The 14,074-nt window shown below is 56.5% G+C and carries 10 protein-coding genes and 6 pseudogenes; 14 read left to right on the top strand and 2 right to left on the bottom strand.

The genetic code is table 11. The features are described from left to right. The 10 genes and pseudogenes from VMU57_RS12375 to VMU57_RS12335 all read left to right on the top strand — a co-directional run. Positions 1–395: pseudogene (locus tag VMU57_RS12375) on the top strand (IS66 family transposase); the annotation flags it as partial. Between the two features lie 130 nt (positions 396–525). Continuing rightward, positions 526–1,128 (top strand): annotated as a pseudogene (locus VMU57_RS23060) (site-specific integrase); the annotation flags it as partial. 90 nt (positions 1,129–1,218) lie between these two features. Continuing rightward, positions 1,219–1,755 (top strand): tyrosine-type recombinase/integrase, encoded by a 537-nt coding sequence (locus VMU57_RS12370; RefSeq protein ID WP_325383817.1) that lies wholly within the window; start codon positions 1,219–1,221, stop codon positions 1,753–1,755. Next, positions 1,752–2,696, top strand: a complete 945-nt coding sequence (locus VMU57_RS12365) for a tyrosine-type recombinase/integrase (RefSeq protein ID WP_325383815.1) — start codon at positions 1,752–1,754, stop codon at positions 2,694–2,696. The genes VMU57_RS12370 and VMU57_RS12365 overlap by 4 nt, the downstream gene beginning before the upstream one ends. Next, the gene (locus VMU57_RS12360; RefSeq protein WP_325383813.1) at positions 2,668–3,684 is read left to right on the top strand and encodes a tyrosine-type recombinase/integrase; all 1,017 of its coding nucleotides are present in this window, start codon (positions 2,668–2,670) and stop codon (positions 3,682–3,684) included. Before VMU57_RS12365 ends, VMU57_RS12360 begins: the two co-directional genes overlap by 29 nt. Before the next feature lie 123 nt (positions 3,685–3,807). Continuing rightward, a pseudogene (locus VMU57_RS12355) lies at positions 3,808–4,221 on the top strand (IS66 family transposase); the annotation flags it as partial. A gap of 144 nt (positions 4,222–4,365) precedes the next feature. Next, positions 4,366–5,613 (top strand): site-specific integrase, encoded by a 1,248-nt coding sequence (locus VMU57_RS12350; RefSeq protein WP_325383811.1) that lies wholly within the window; start codon positions 4,366–4,368, stop codon positions 5,611–5,613. Further along, positions 5,610–6,572, top strand: coding sequence for a tyrosine-type recombinase/integrase (locus VMU57_RS12345; RefSeq protein ID WP_325383809.1), 963 nt, complete (start codon positions 5,610–5,612; stop codon positions 6,570–6,572). The genes VMU57_RS12350 and VMU57_RS12345 overlap by 4 nt, the downstream gene beginning before the upstream one ends. Next, on the top strand, positions 6,565–7,578 hold the full coding sequence (locus tag VMU57_RS12340) for a tyrosine-type recombinase/integrase (RefSeq protein ID WP_325383807.1): 1,014 nt from the start codon (positions 6,565–6,567) through the stop codon (positions 7,576–7,578). The genes VMU57_RS12345 and VMU57_RS12340 overlap by 8 nt, the downstream gene beginning before the upstream one ends. A gap of 110 nt (positions 7,579–7,688) precedes the next feature. Beyond that, positions 7,689–7,901 (top strand): annotated as a pseudogene (locus VMU57_RS12335) (transposase domain-containing protein); the annotation flags it as partial. 70 nt (positions 7,902–7,971) lie between these two features. Here VMU57_RS12335 and VMU57_RS12330 read toward each other — a convergent pair. After that, positions 7,972–8,282: pseudogene (locus VMU57_RS12330) on the bottom strand (IS481 family transposase); the annotation flags it as partial. An 828-nt stretch (positions 8,283–9,110) separates the two neighbouring features. Here VMU57_RS12330 and VMU57_RS12325 point away from each other — a divergent pair. From VMU57_RS12325 to VMU57_RS23055, 4 genes and pseudogenes are all read left to right on the top strand, one after another. After that, positions 9,111–11,099: a glycoside hydrolase family 127 protein gene (locus VMU57_RS12325; protein ID WP_325383806.1), complete on the top strand. Its 1,989-nt coding sequence runs from the start codon at positions 9,111–9,113 to the stop codon at positions 11,097–11,099. A gap of 103 nt (positions 11,100–11,202) precedes the next feature. Further along, positions 11,203–12,290, top strand: a pseudogene (locus tag VMU57_RS12320) (IS630 family transposase). An 18-nt stretch (positions 12,291–12,308) separates the two neighbouring features. After that, positions 12,309–12,521 (top strand): hypothetical protein, encoded by a 213-nt coding sequence (locus tag VMU57_RS12315; RefSeq protein ID WP_325383804.1) that lies wholly within the window; start codon positions 12,309–12,311, stop codon positions 12,519–12,521. A 12-nt stretch (positions 12,522–12,533) separates the two neighbouring features. Continuing rightward, positions 12,534–12,740: a hypothetical protein gene (locus VMU57_RS23055; protein ID WP_414648639.1), complete on the top strand. Its 207-nt coding sequence runs from the start codon at positions 12,534–12,536 to the stop codon at positions 12,738–12,740. An 18-nt stretch (positions 12,741–12,758) separates the two neighbouring features. On the opposite strand, the gene VMU57_RS12310 is transcribed toward VMU57_RS23055, so the two are convergent. Then, positions 12,759–13,870 (bottom strand): IS3 family transposase gene (locus tag VMU57_RS12310; RefSeq protein WP_325383802.1). Its coding sequence is split into 2 segments (ribosomal slippage): positions 12,759–13,618 and positions 13,618–13,870, totalling 1,113 coding nucleotides; the frame shifts between segments, so codons are not numbered across the junction. Between the last annotated feature and the right edge of the window lie 204 nt (positions 13,871–14,074).

Genomic DNA, 14,074 nt, shown 5'->3' with positions numbered 1-14,074 from the left:
TATGTTATGCACAACATAATGCCGACCACGTCCCGCTCTATCGACAGGCTGAGATCTACGCTCGCGAAGGAGTTGATCTCGATCGCTCGACGCTGGCTGGATGGGTCGGCGCCACCAGCGAGTTGCTGGCTCCGCTGGTCGAGGCGGTCCGTGCTCACGTGTTGTCAGCGAGCAAGCTGCACGCCGACGACACTCCTGTCCCCGTGCTTGCTCCTGGCAACGGACGAACGAAGATCGGGCGACTCTGGACCTACGTTCGCGACGACCGGCCCTCCGGCGATACGATCGCTCCAGCCGTATGGTTCGCCTACTCGCCTGATCGCAGGGGAGAGAACCCACGGCAGCACCTGAAGCACTATAAAGGCGCTCTGCAAGCCGACGCCTTCGCCGGTTATGTTGCGAGCGCGGTTATGTTGCGTACGCTTCCAGAAGCGGCTTCTGAACTGTGCATGCAAGGAGATTGATGCAACATAAGAGTCGCCGAAGACTGGTTGTACCCCAAGATGTCTGTAGTGAGGTAAAACCATGTTCGAACATCTTTTCAAGAGTGAACGCGCATTGGCACGTCATCGAGATGCGCCACTGGCAGAGGAACGCGCTCGTTATATCCAACATTGTATTGAGAGAGGTTCGACGCCTCTCACTGTTGAGCTCAAGTGTAGAGAGCTTCTTTGGGCTGCTCGCCTGATTCAGGAAGAGCACATATTTTCATTCAACAAGGAGCGCCTGCAGGCCGTTGCTGTGCGACGCTCAGCTGGTCAACGGGGTGACCCGTCTCGGATTCAGGAGCGGTTCGAGAACATCGTGCGGCCATGGCTCCGATATCTGGGTTGGTGGGAACCTCCTATCGTCCGTGACCCATGGCGAGAAGAGCGTGAGGCATACTGCATCTGGATGAGTTCAGATCGCGGGTTCTGCGATTCAACCATCTCGAATTGGGATCGATGCGCCCGGAGGTTTCTTATCTGGTGCAACAACACAGGTCATAGCTTGCGCGACCTTGAAGCCTCTGACTTCGATTCCTACATTGCATATCTGGCCGCGGGCGGTTGTTCCCGCCGTTCGATCAGCAACGTCGTTAAGGCCTTGAGATCGTTCGTGCGCTTTGCTGGGGGCCGGGGTTGGTGTCGTAAGCATCTTGCGGAGGGCATTGAAGGACCACGCGTGTATTCGGATGAATCACTGCCCATGGGGCCGCCTTGGCCGGATGTCGAACGCATGATCAGAAGTGTCGATACCGACCGACCGCGCGATGTACGCGGACGCGCCATCCTCATGCTTCTTGCCATTTATGGTCTTCGCGCTGGAGAGGTCAGGCAGCTTCGGTTGGAGGATGTCGACTGGGAGCGAGACCTTCTGTACGTGAGACGAGTGAAGCGCCGCAAGGTCCAGCCCTATCCGCTGATTGCTTCCGTTGGAGCAGCGATCGCCAGATACTTGCGAGAGATCCGTCCGCCATCGAAGCGGAGGGAACTGTTTCTTGGCCTCAACTCGCCGCATGGACCAGTCAGCCAAGGTGCCATACATCATATTGTTGCGGCGGGGTTGAAGCGAGTCGGAGCACGAACAACTCGTTTTGGTCCGCACTCGCTGAGGCATGCATGTGCAGGGCGCCTCGTCTCGGAAGGGTTGTCGCTCAAGGAGATTGGGGATCACCTCGGCCATCGTGGCGTTTCTGCAACACGCGTCTATGCGAAGGTGAACCTTGCAGCTCTCCGGGAAGTTGCTGCGTTCGATCTGGGAGGGCTGCGATGAAGCTGCTGGAACTCGTTAATACCTATGTAGATTTCAAGCGTTCTCTGGGGATGCGATTCGCAACTCAACCTCGCGTGTTCCGAAGATTTTGCAGAGTCCTCGGAGATATTGATGCCCGTGAGGTCACACCGCAGGCAGTCAGAGCATTTCTCGGTGGCGACAAGGCCCTCACGAACACTTGGTTTCTGAACTACAGGCTACTTCGCGGGCTGTTTTCATTTGCTATCAGTCGTGGCCTTGTCGGGCGCTCACCTCTACCAGAGTTAACCCCCTCTCCTTTGCCAGCCTTCAGGCCGCACATCTACTCCACCAGCGAACTCTCAGCACTCTTACGCGCCACCAGTGGCTTGAAGTCCTGCCGTAATCCCCTGCAGCCGTTCGCCTTCAGGGTGCTGCTTCTAACTCTCTACAGCACCGGAATGCGTGTCGGCGAAGCGTTGCGTTTGTCTTTGCGAGATGCAGACCTGCACGATCGTTTGTTCACTGTCAGAGATACCAAGTTCTTCAAGTCCCGCCTGGTCCCACTCGGCCCACGGCTCACCGCCGAACTCGTTGCCTTTCGAAAGCGGCGCTGCACCCTTCCGACTCCACATCTGGAAGGTTCTGCTTTCTTTGCATCCAGTACCGGTGAGGCGCTACCGTACCAGCACGTCATCACCTTATTTCAGCGGGTACGCAGTGCTGCAGGCCTCCGGCGCGATGAAGGGTCCAGCTATCCTCCACGGCTGCACGATCTTCGTCACACCGCCGCCGTTCACAGGATCATCGCATGGTATCGGGACGGTGCGGACGTACAGCGCCTGCTGCCTCAGCTCGCTACCTACCTCGGGCATAAGGATTTGCGCGGCACTCAGCATTACTTGAGCATGACGCCAGAGCTGTTGGAACTGGCCGGCCTCCGCTTCGAGAACTATGCAGATGTGGAGGGACGCCATGCATAATCGATTACTGCTCGGTCCATGGATCCGGCGCTTTCTGCTCGAACATCTCATCGCCGAACGAAACCTGTCCCACAACACCCAGACGAGCTACCGCGATACCTTGGTACTACTCCTCCAGTTCATTCACTCTTACTACAAGAGGCCACTGGAGCGCCTCCTGATCGAAGATGTGTCACCCGAAATCGTGCGCATGTTTCTCGCTGACATCGAGTCCGTCCGCTCCTGTAGCGTGGCGACTCGCAATCAGCGGCTCGCTGCAATTCATTCGCTGGCGAGGTTCATCGGGCTCCACAGCCCCGAGCACCTTGCTTGGGGCATCGAACTTCGTGCCATACCGTTTAAGAAGACCGCTGAACCGACGGTCGGGTACTTGGAAAAGTCAGACATGGACGCAGTCTTGCAGTTCTTTAACCGCAAGACCCTCCTCGGGTACAGGAACCATGCGCTTCTCCTGTTTCTCTACAACACCGGAGCGCGTGCAGACGAGGCTGCCCACGTGTATGTAGCTGATCTTGCTCTTGGAAGATCCCCCTCGGTCAGGATCCACGGTAAGGGGGACAAAATACGCATATGCCCTCTGTGGCCGCACACAGCCGACATCCTAAAGCATCTGGTCATCAAGTGTGCTGACGATGATCATCTTTTTCGAAACGCACGGGGAACACCCCTGACACGATTCGGAATCTACCGACTGGTTCAAAAAGCAGGAGCAAGCGTATCATCCAGCGTCCTGACTCTCAGATCAAGGGGCATCAGCCCGCACATTATTCGCCACACAACGGCAGTACACCTTCTTCGAGCCGGCGTCGACATCAACACGATTCGCGCATGGCTCGGCCACGTGTCCATCGATACCACCAACATCTATGCCGAGGTTGATTTAGAGATGAAGGCGAAGGCACTCGCCCACTGCGAGATCGAAGCAGAAAAGCGCTCGAGGCCGTGGCGCAGCGACACCACGCTGATGGCGTTCCTAAAGGCGCTTTGAAGCCCGGGAGAAAATTATGTGTTCTATTCGCAGCCCAACCCGCATGCCGACTTGCCCTGATTTCCATTTCGCAACATAACCGCGCTCGCAACATAACCAGCGTTATGTGGTGCACCACATAACGCCGGCTTCCAGCAACTGTATGAAGGAGGCGCGATCAACGAAGTCGCGTGTTGGGCTCATGCCCGACGCAAGTTCCACGAGATCCATATCGCGCATGCTTCACCGACGACAACAGAGGCGATCGAGCGCATCGCCGCGCTCTATGCCATCGAGGCCGAGATCCGTGGAAGAACGCCGGAGGTACGCAGATCAGCTCGTCAGGCACGAGCAAAACCACTGCTCGACAGTATGCGCATCTGGATGGAAGACGCGCTCGCGAAGCTCTCGCGCAAGTCCGATACGGCGGCGGCGATCCGCTACGCCACTTCGCGCTGGCAGGCACTCACCCGCTATGTCGACGACGGCCATCTCGAGATCGACAACAACGCCGCTGAACGCGCGTTGCGCGTCGTAGCGCTTGGACGAAATTATGTTCAGTCGATAATTATGCGCAATAGGCTACGGTCCTGCTGGACGGAGGCCCGTTCTGTGCGGGATCAGTCATTTTGTGTGGCGAGATAGCTGGACATAATCGCGAGGATCTCCTCGGGTAGAAGTCTTACCTCGTAGGAGGTTGTCATGACTGAAGCGATTGTCTTGCATTCGCAAGTACGTTCCTGGCTGGGTCAGAGCGTGCTCACACCATTTGTTACGAGCTACATCAGTTATCTTCGTTCTCAGCGCTACACCGAGAGGACACAACGCGGCTACGTCTATGGGGTCGCCCACTTTGCACATTGGCTGAGCCCTCAACGGGTCGGCCTGTCTGGCCTCGATGAAGAAGCGGTCCGAGCCTTTCTCGAAGACCACTTGCCTGGTTGCGATTGTCCTCATCCTGCGCGACGCAGTGCGCAGGAGAACAGAACTGCTCTTCGACATTTGCTGAGCGTTCTTCGTGCGAACGGAGCGATTGGCGAGCGACCAACAAGCCATGATCCGACTGCTTCGGAGCTAGCACTGTTCGACCGATACATGGATGATGTCTGTGGGCTTGCTGCGAACACCCGACGGCAGCGCATCTGCATTCTTCGCAGACTGTTCTCGACACATGATGGCCTCGCGCCGGGCGGAGGAACTCCGGGCGCTCTCAGTATTCGCGGCTTCTTTCTGAACCGACAGAACAGTTGGAGTGCCGGAACCGTGCAAGTTGTGAGCGGAGCACTGCGGTGCTATCTACGATTTCGAGCGCTTGCGGGAGATGATGTTCGGGCGCTACAGGATGCCGTTCCGAACGCGGCGCACTGGAGGCTTGCCCCTCTGCCGGAGGTGTTCACCGAAGACGAGATTCAGAGGCTCTTGAACTCTTTTGAACGAGTGACTTGTTCGCCCAAGCGAGGCTATGCGATGGCGCGTTGCCTGACCGACCTGGGGTTACGCGCCAGTGAAGTCGTCGGACTGCAACTGGAAGACCTCAACTGGAGAGAAGGGACGATCTGTCTGGCCGCCGGCAAGTTGCGCAGAGCCAGTGTGCTGCCACTGCCCGCCGAAGCAGGACGCGCCATCGCGGACTATCTACAGACCGAGCGTCCATTGACTTCAAGCCGCGCCGTCTTTGTCCGCCATATTGCTCCCCACGACAGGCCGATCGGTCCCGGAGTTGTGCGTCGCGCTATCAGGGATGCCTACCAGAGATGCGGCTGGACTCACTCTCGCGTGCATATTCTTCGGCACAGCATCGCTTCCAATCTGCTGCGTCACGGAACCCCTCTGAAGGAGATTGCCGATCTGTTGCGACATCGCAGCCTCGATACATCCATGATTTATACGAAGGTCGACCTGCGCCGGTTGACCGCAGTTGCCATGTCCTGGCCTGGGAGGCAGCTATGATTGCCGCCCCGTGCATGCAGAAGTTGGTGCAAGAGTATCTTGAAGAGCGCCGCAGCCTGGGATTCGAACTTCAGATCGCAGGAGAACAGTTGATGGCGTTTGCACGCTTCGCCGATCAACGCGGCCATGGCGGCACACTGACGGAACAGCTCATTGTGGACTGGGTTCAAGGACGGGCGAAGCGGGCTACGCCCATCACATGGGCCCGTCGGCTTGAGATCATCCGGCCATTCGCCAGATATTGTGCCCGCTTCGAATCGGCCACCTATATTCCTCAAAACGGCACCTTCGGCCCAGGCCACCGGCGCCTCACGCCTCATATCTATACCGACCAGGAGATCGCCGATCTCCTGCATCAAGCAGGTCAACTCCATCCGCTTGGCGGTCTTCGTCCAGCAACTTACACGACATTGTTCGGCCTCATCGCCTCCACCGGACTACGCATCTCTGAAGCTTTGAAGCTGCAGTGTCAAGACGTAGACCTCGCTCATGGCGTGTTGACAGTACGCCAGACGAAGTTCGCGAAGTCCCGGCTCGTTCCTCTGCATCCCACTGTCACGAGTGCGCTGTCGCGATACCTCGCCTTCCGACAGCAGACGGTGCCTTCCGCATCGAGGGCTTGCTTCTTCGTCACCGCGACGGGAGCAGGATTGGTCAAGCGAACTGTTCACTGCGTCTTCGGTAAGCTCCGAACTCAACTGGAGTGGATCGCCCGTGGATTACACCCGGCACCCCGCATCCATGATCTACGCCATACCTTCATCTGCAGGCGCGTGCAACTGTGGCATGAGCATGGCGTGGATATCGACAACGCGATGCTCGCTCTCTCCACCTACGTCGGCCACGCCAAGGTCTCTGATACCTATTGGTATCTGACCGCAGTTCCCGAACTCATGGCGGTTGCGGGACGCAGTTTCGAGGACTTCGCTCAGTCCGCGAGGAGGCATCACCATGGCTGAAGTGCAAAAGAACACATCCTTCTCAGCGCTCCTGCAGCGCTTCTTCGTCGATCATCTGCAACAGCATAGGAGCGTCAGCCCCAGGACCATCGCCGCTTACCGGGACACATTCCGGCTTCTACTCATCTTTGCGGAACGCCGCTTCAGAACAAAACCGCAACACTTCACACTGGAAGACTTGAACGCGAAGCTGATTTTGGCCTTCCTCGATCACCTTGAAGCAGATCGCAAGAACTGCCCCCGCAGCCGCAACGCTCGCCTTGCAGCACTTCGATCATTTCTCAAGTACGCGGCACATCACGATATCTCCGCGCTTCATATCATTGAACAGGCCCTGTCTGTACCGATGAAGCGCATTGATCGCCCTCTTCTGGGTTTTCTCTCCCGGGAAGAGATGCAAGCGGTTCTCGACGCCCCCGATCCTGATAGTTGGGTGGGACAACGCGACCGAACCCTATTCACCGTGCTCTACAACACCGGCGCGAGAGTCTCCGAGATCCTTCACCTGAGGCTTGACGATCTGGTGCTCGACGGAGGAGCCCCAGCGGTTCACCTGCACGGCAAGGGACGTAAACAACGAAGCGTCCCACTGTGGCGGTCAACGGCGTCGCTCCTCCGTTCCTGGAGGAAGCGCTTGAACGATTCTTCGAGTCGGGCATTCTTGTTTCCGAACCGCAGCGGAACTCTCATGACCAGATCCAACGTGACGCAACGTCTCGCAGATGCTGTGGGTGTCGCTGCACAGCGCTTTCCCGACCTGCCCAGGCGAAGTGTCTCTCCGCACACCATCCGGCACACAACCGCAATGCACCTTCTTCAGTCAGGCGTCGACATTACCGTCATCGCCCTCTGGCTGGGCCATGAAAGCCCAGCGACAACCCATATGTACATCGAAGCCGATATCACGATGAAAGAACGGGCCCTGAACCGATTGCAGCCTGTCGGCCCCAAACGCTCACGCTACCAGCCTCCAGATCAACTGATGCAGTTCCTCGTTCGGCTTTAGATTATGCGCAGTGCGAGAGCGATCCGGGCTCTGTCCAAAAGCACTTGGCGATCGCACTGCGCATAATCATCGACTGAACATAATTCCGTTTATGCGGAGGTTCGCATAACCGCAAAAACTACCTCTTCTGCGGATCGAACGCTGGCGGAGAACGCGCCGCTGCCATCTACTCGCTGCTCGGATCAGCCAAGCTCAACGGTCTCGATCCTGAACTCTATCTCCATCAAGTGCTCGAACGCATCGCCGACCACCCCATCAGCAGGATCGCTGATCTACTGCCTTGGAACCTCACCCTCACCAGGACAGGGGACACACCTAAATAGGTGTCCACCTATTTTAGGTGGACACTTATTCCAGCGTCACACTCATAGGGACGGTTCAGACCAAGCGCTTACGATGAAGTGAAGAGCGGGTGAGCTGAGGAATCGTGGGCTGAAGAGCGTAGAGGCAGTCGTCGAGCGGCAACAGAGTGTGCCTGCGAAACGCAACGATGATGGCTTCCTGTCAACCGAAAGAACCGTCGACCTCGGAACGGTTGGACCGGTCCGTCGATTGGCAGTGGACTCGCGCTTCTTCCACTTGGCCACCGTCTTCGGGTTGATGCCATGACGCCGCGCCAGAGCCCTCATGCTCTCTTGACTAGGTTGTATCGTTCGACGGATCCCCTCAGTCGTTGTGGCGCTCCGGTGTAGAACCTGCCCCATAATGCCTCCTTCTCACGCTCAGAAAAGTATGCACCATCAATTGCCGGGACTAAACACCTAATACAGAACTATCTGGTGACTTCAAGAACGGATCACGACCTCGTCGACGGCGCGGGTCTGCGGATTTTCGGATGCGATTTCGATGTCAGTGAACGCCCAGGCTGAAAGGCACTCGGATGTTCCGCATGAGGGCCAACTCGTCGTGCTATATATCCTCCGCTTATTGGTAGCTCCAATAGGAGACTTTATCAGTCGCTAAACAGAAGTGTCAATTGGGAGGTAACTTGTTCGCCTGGGACCGTCCTTTCATGGCTGCGCTGGATTCAGGAGCGAACAGCATCCTGCGCTTGGGTGCGAAAGGTCCTCAAAGCTTGCTCGGTAAGTGCTTTTACTCGCTTCGGCCGGCTTTGTACGGAGAAATACAAATTAAATACGGGATAGCCCAAAAACCAGTGGTTCAAACCCAGCGGAATATCTGCGCCGACGTCTGAGATGAAAGGGGGGGAAGCGGGCTCCTAGCGTGCGCTGGGCTAGGCTTGGAATGCTTCTGGCCGCCAAAACTCGCAACTCGCCTGGAGAGCAACTGTTCCTGAGGACGCACGAACTCTTCTTGACAATAGTCACAGAGAGGAAGTATGCTGCTTCTTGGCAATTGGTAAATCCAATTGCGGCCGCGAAGCATCCTCCGCGGACATATAGGAGTGGGTCATGGTTGAACTGTCACGCAGACAAATGATTCAAGGACTCGGGACAGCAATGATCGCTCCCAAGCTATTCGCTTCTTCTTCCCGGGCAGTTTTGCAGCCAAAGTCTTCCAGCGGAGGGCGAATGGCTGGCATAACGGACACCTCTAAAAGCCCCAATGTGAAATTGAGAAGTGTGGACATGGATGCTGTGCGCTGGAGCGCCGGATTCTGGGCCGATCGGTTTCAACTGGTGCGTGGGACAATGATCGAGAGCATGTGGAAGGTCGTCAACATGCCCAACAATGGCTGTACATTTGCTACTTTTCGCATAGCCGCTGGCGCTCCTCCAGATGCGAACTATGACACTGCACATAGTGTTACTCCCTATAGCGATGGGGACTTCTACAAGTGGCTTGAAGCTGTGGCCCACGTCTACAGCGTTACGCATGAGCCAGAGTTAGACCGCCGGATGGATAGCGTTATTGCGGTGATTGCCAAGGCGCAGGAACCGGATGGATATATTTCTACTCCAGTACAAATCAAAAACGGCAAACGATGGGAGCGAATAGGCAACCATGAATTGTACAACATGGGGCATCTGATGACAGCAGCCTGCATCCATCATCGGGCTACCGGAAAGGATTCCTTGTTGAAGGTGGCTACTAAGTGTGCCGATTATCTGTGCGTCACTTTCTTCCCCCGACCGCCTCATTTGGCGCATTTTGGCTTTAACCCATCTCAAGTTATGGGCCTGGTGGAATTGAGTCGTACGACGGGCGATGAGAATTATCTGAAACTGGCTGCCATCTTCGTGGAGAACCGCGGTTCGCAACCCGGTGGAACGGATCAAAATCAGGATGTTGTTTCGGTACGGACGTCAGAGAAGGCGGTAGGGCATGCCGTAACCGGCGCGTACCTTTGGGCCGGAACGGCGGATCTTATGGCGGAGAGTCGTGATCCAGAGCTTCACACCGCACTTGATAGGCTCTGGGAAAATGTGGCATTGCGCAAGACGTATATTACCGGTGCCATAGGCTCTCTGCATTCTGGACTTTCTTCGGACCTGCCCGGCCATGGAGATCCAGTTCGCGAGTGCTTTGGACTCGATTACCAGTTGCCAAACCGCACTGCGTACAACGAAACATGCGCAAACATCGCGAACGCGATGTGGAATTGGCGGATGCTATCCCTCACCGGCGACGCAAAATATGCGGATGTCATGGAGCGGGTGTTTTACAACAGCATGTTGTCAGGAGTGAGCCTGTCAGGCACAAAATATTTCTACACTAATGTTCTTCGGCGCGATACTACGCTTCCCTTGATGTGGAATGACACTCCAGATCGGTGGCCCAATACAACCGATCGAAAAGTTCCCATTGGCCAATCGAAGATGTCGGCATCTTTTTGCTGTCCCCCTAATGCAATGCGAACCATGGCCAGCATACACGAGTATGCGTATTCCTTTTCGGACAAGGCGGTGTGGGTGAACCTCTATGGCTCCAACGAACTTAAGACGATTTTGCCCGATGGCAGGCCGATCGAACTCAACCAGACTACGGACTACCCTTGGGATGGAAAGATTGACATGGTTCTCGGACCCCAAACCTCGGGTGAGTTCACCATCCATCTCCGCATACCCGAATGGGCGGAGGGCGCAGACATTTCGGTCAACGGAGCCTCTTCTGATGTCGCGGCGCATCCGGGGACCTACGCAGCCATTGCCCGCAGTTGGCGACCGGGAGACCACCTGCAACTTGATCTGCCCATGAAGATACGAACCATGGCCGGGATCCCCCAGGTGGATGAGACATGGGGACAGGTAGCCGTGATGCGCGGCCCGGTCGTCTATTGCATCGAGTCTCCGGATCTCCCCTCCAATCTCAAAATTGACGATATTGCGCTAGCGCCGGACTCAATCGTGTCGGAACATTTTGAGAGAGATCTATTGAACGGAGTGGTTGCCATCCAGGTCAGCGCCAAACGAATCTCGCCACCCAGCGTATCGGGCGCCCTCTTTCAGCGCTATCCATCAAATTCTGACCAACGAATCTCCCTGCGCATGATCCCTTACTACGCGTGGTCAAATCGCGGCATTGCCTCAATGAGCGTGTGGCTCCCATTTCGCTCATGATCCGGTAGCTCAGACAGCAATAGTTTAACACTAGTGTCCTGTCTCTAAAATAATTGTCATAAGTAAAGAAGTAAGGTGCATCGGATAGAGTGGGGGAAGTCCGATGCCGAAGGGTCGTCCATTAGCGCCGCTGTCGATTGCCGCAGGGGAACGTAAGCAGTTGATTTCCTGGAACCGGCGGCGGACTACGCGCAAGCCTTGGCGATGCGGGCGCGGATCGTTTTGTTGGCCGCCGACGGACTCAGCAACACCGCCGTCGCCGCGCAGCTCTCCACGACGCTGCACACGGTTGGGAAGTGGAGACAGCGCTTTCTGGAAAGCGGTATCGACGGCCTGCTCGACGAGCAGCGGCCCGGCACCTCGCGCAAGTTGAGCGATGAGGATGTGGAGCGCGTGCTCACGCTGACGCTGGAGTCCAAGCCTGCCGATGCCACCCACTGGTCCACGCGCTCGCTGGCCCAGCGGACCGGGTTCAGCCGGGCCAGCATTCACCGCATCTGGCGGGCCTTCGCTCTGGCTCCGCACCGTGCGGAGACCTTCAAGCTGTCACGCGATCCGCTGTTCATCGATAAGGTGCGCGACATCGTAGGCTTGTATCTCGATCCGCCGGACTGCGCTCTGGTGCTATGCGTGGACGAGAAGAGTCAGATTCAAGCGCTCGATCGAACCGCGCCATTGCTGCCCATGCGCCCCGGCCAGATCGAACGCCGCACCCACGACTACAAGCGCCACGGCACCACAAGCCTGTTCGCCGCGCTCGATGCTAGGACCGGCAAGATCATTGGTCAGACCCACCGCCGCCACCGATCCACCGAGTTTCGCACCTTCCTCGATACCATCGAGAAGAACGTGCCGGCAGAGTTGGAGGTGCATTTGATTCTGGACAACTACGGCACCCACAAGACCGACCTGATTCGCAACTGGCTGGCTAAGCGGCCCCGCTTCCATCTGCACTTCACCCCGACTTCAGCCAGTTGGCTCAACCTGGTCGAGCGCTGGTTCGCCACGCTGACAGAAAAACAACTGCGGCGCGGCGTCCATCGCTCCACCCTCGAGTTGGAACAGGCCATTCGCAGTTACATCGACTACAACAACCACGCACCAAAGCCCCTCATCTGGCACAAAACCGCAGACCAAATCCTCGACTCCGTAGCTCGCTTTTGTACGCGAACTTTAGAGACAGGACACTAGATCAAGCAAGAGAAAGACATGCATCGAGTCACACAACTGCTGGCGGCCTTTGCCATGGCCTCGGTTCTCTCGTTACCGCTCTTCAGTCAGACAGGGAAAGAACTGCCGCTCGCAGCCACTCCTCCCATGGGTTGGGGGAGCTGGAATCACTATGGAAAAAGAGTTACTGAGGCTGACGTTAAAGAGAATGGCGATATGCTGGTAAAGCTCGGCCTCGATAAACTCGGCTAAGTTTATGTCAACTTGGACCGAAGCTGGGAAGGGCAGCGCGACGCCGATGGCGTGCTTCAGCCGAACCCTGCAAAGTTCGGCGACATGAAGCAGCTTGGCGATTATATTCACTCGAAAGATCTCAAGTTTAGTGGCTATTCATTGCCGGGCCCTACAATCCGCGGCGGCTTCGTCGCCAGCTACGGCCTGAAGGGCCTAGTTTTCTTGTACCAAGCTTAGAGTTAGTCCTCAACCGGTTTAGGTTGCAGCCAGGTCGCGGCGAGCCGCGACCTGGCTGGCGAACTCGCTTGGGGTCCTGTCATCGAGAGATGCGTGAGGACGACTCTCATTGTATTCCTGTCTCCAGGCTTCGATCAGCTGCCTTGCCTCCTTCAGATCCATGAACCAGTGGATGTTCAGACACTCCGATCGGAATGTGCCATTGAAGCTTTCGACGAACGCATTGTCGGTTGGCTTACCCGGCCTGGAGAAGTCGATCTTCACTCCATTCTGATAGGCCCACAGATCCATCACCTGACTGGTGAACTCGCTGCCGTTATCGCAGTACAGAGCCTTCGGTATCCCACGGCTGGACTTCAGACCATTCAGCACTCGTACAACGTCATCTCCCTTCAAGCTCTGCCCAGCGTCGATTGCGACTGCTTCCCGGGTAAACACATCGACGATGGTCAAGGATCGGAAGCGTGTCCCGTCCTGGAGTTGGTCCGATACGAAGTCCATACTCCAGGCCTGATCGGGTGCCGTGGCCTTCAGCTTTTCTTCGCGTTGCCGCGATGCCTTACGCTTGCCGGCAGGCTTCATCCTCTTCAGCGTCAAGCCTTCTTCCTTGTACAGCCGATACACCAGGTACTTGCCCACATCCCAGCCTTCACGGTTCAACAGCACGCGGATCTTGCGGTATCCATAACGCACTCTTGCCTGAGCGATCTCGCGGATCCTCATCCGCAGCTCAGTTCGTGGATCGAGGCAGCTGCGGTAACGGTAGGTCGCCCTTGGAACACGCAGAACTCGACACGCTCGCCGTTCTGCTACGCCATACGACCCCACCAGTGCCTCCACCGTCGGTCCACGCCGTGAAGGCTTCACCATTTTTTTGAGAGCACGTCCTGCAGCATCGCTTTATCCAGCGTTAGCTCCGCCACCAGTTGCTTCAGGCGCATGTTCTCTTCTTGCAACTGCGCCATCCTCCAAACCTCGTCCACTTCCAGGCCAGCGTACTTCGCCTTCCATCGGTAGAACGTCTGCTCGCTGATCCCAGCCTTCCGGATCACCTCAGCAACTGGAACACCCACCTGCGCCTGCTTCAACACTCCAACGATCTGCTCTACAGAAAAACGCTTCTTCTTCATCCAAAGCCTCCCCTTACTCAGGTTAGATTTGGTCGAAGACTAACATTTTACCTGGTACAAGAATAACGAGGCCGATCAATAGTGCGTGTTCTGTTGACGGATAGAGCTATCCAATTGGTAGCCGTGCAAAAAAATGGACTGACTCAGCCCCTTACGCAGTCCCTCAATAAATCGGCTCTGCGCAAGAAACTGTAAGACCCCCTG

The sequence above is a fragment of the Edaphobacter sp. genome (assembly GCF_035532915.1).
In the GTDB taxonomy this organism is placed as follows: domain Bacteria; phylum Acidobacteriota; class Terriglobia; order Terriglobales; family Acidobacteriaceae; genus Edaphobacter.
This window is presented reverse-complemented; position numbering and strand designations above follow the sequence as displayed.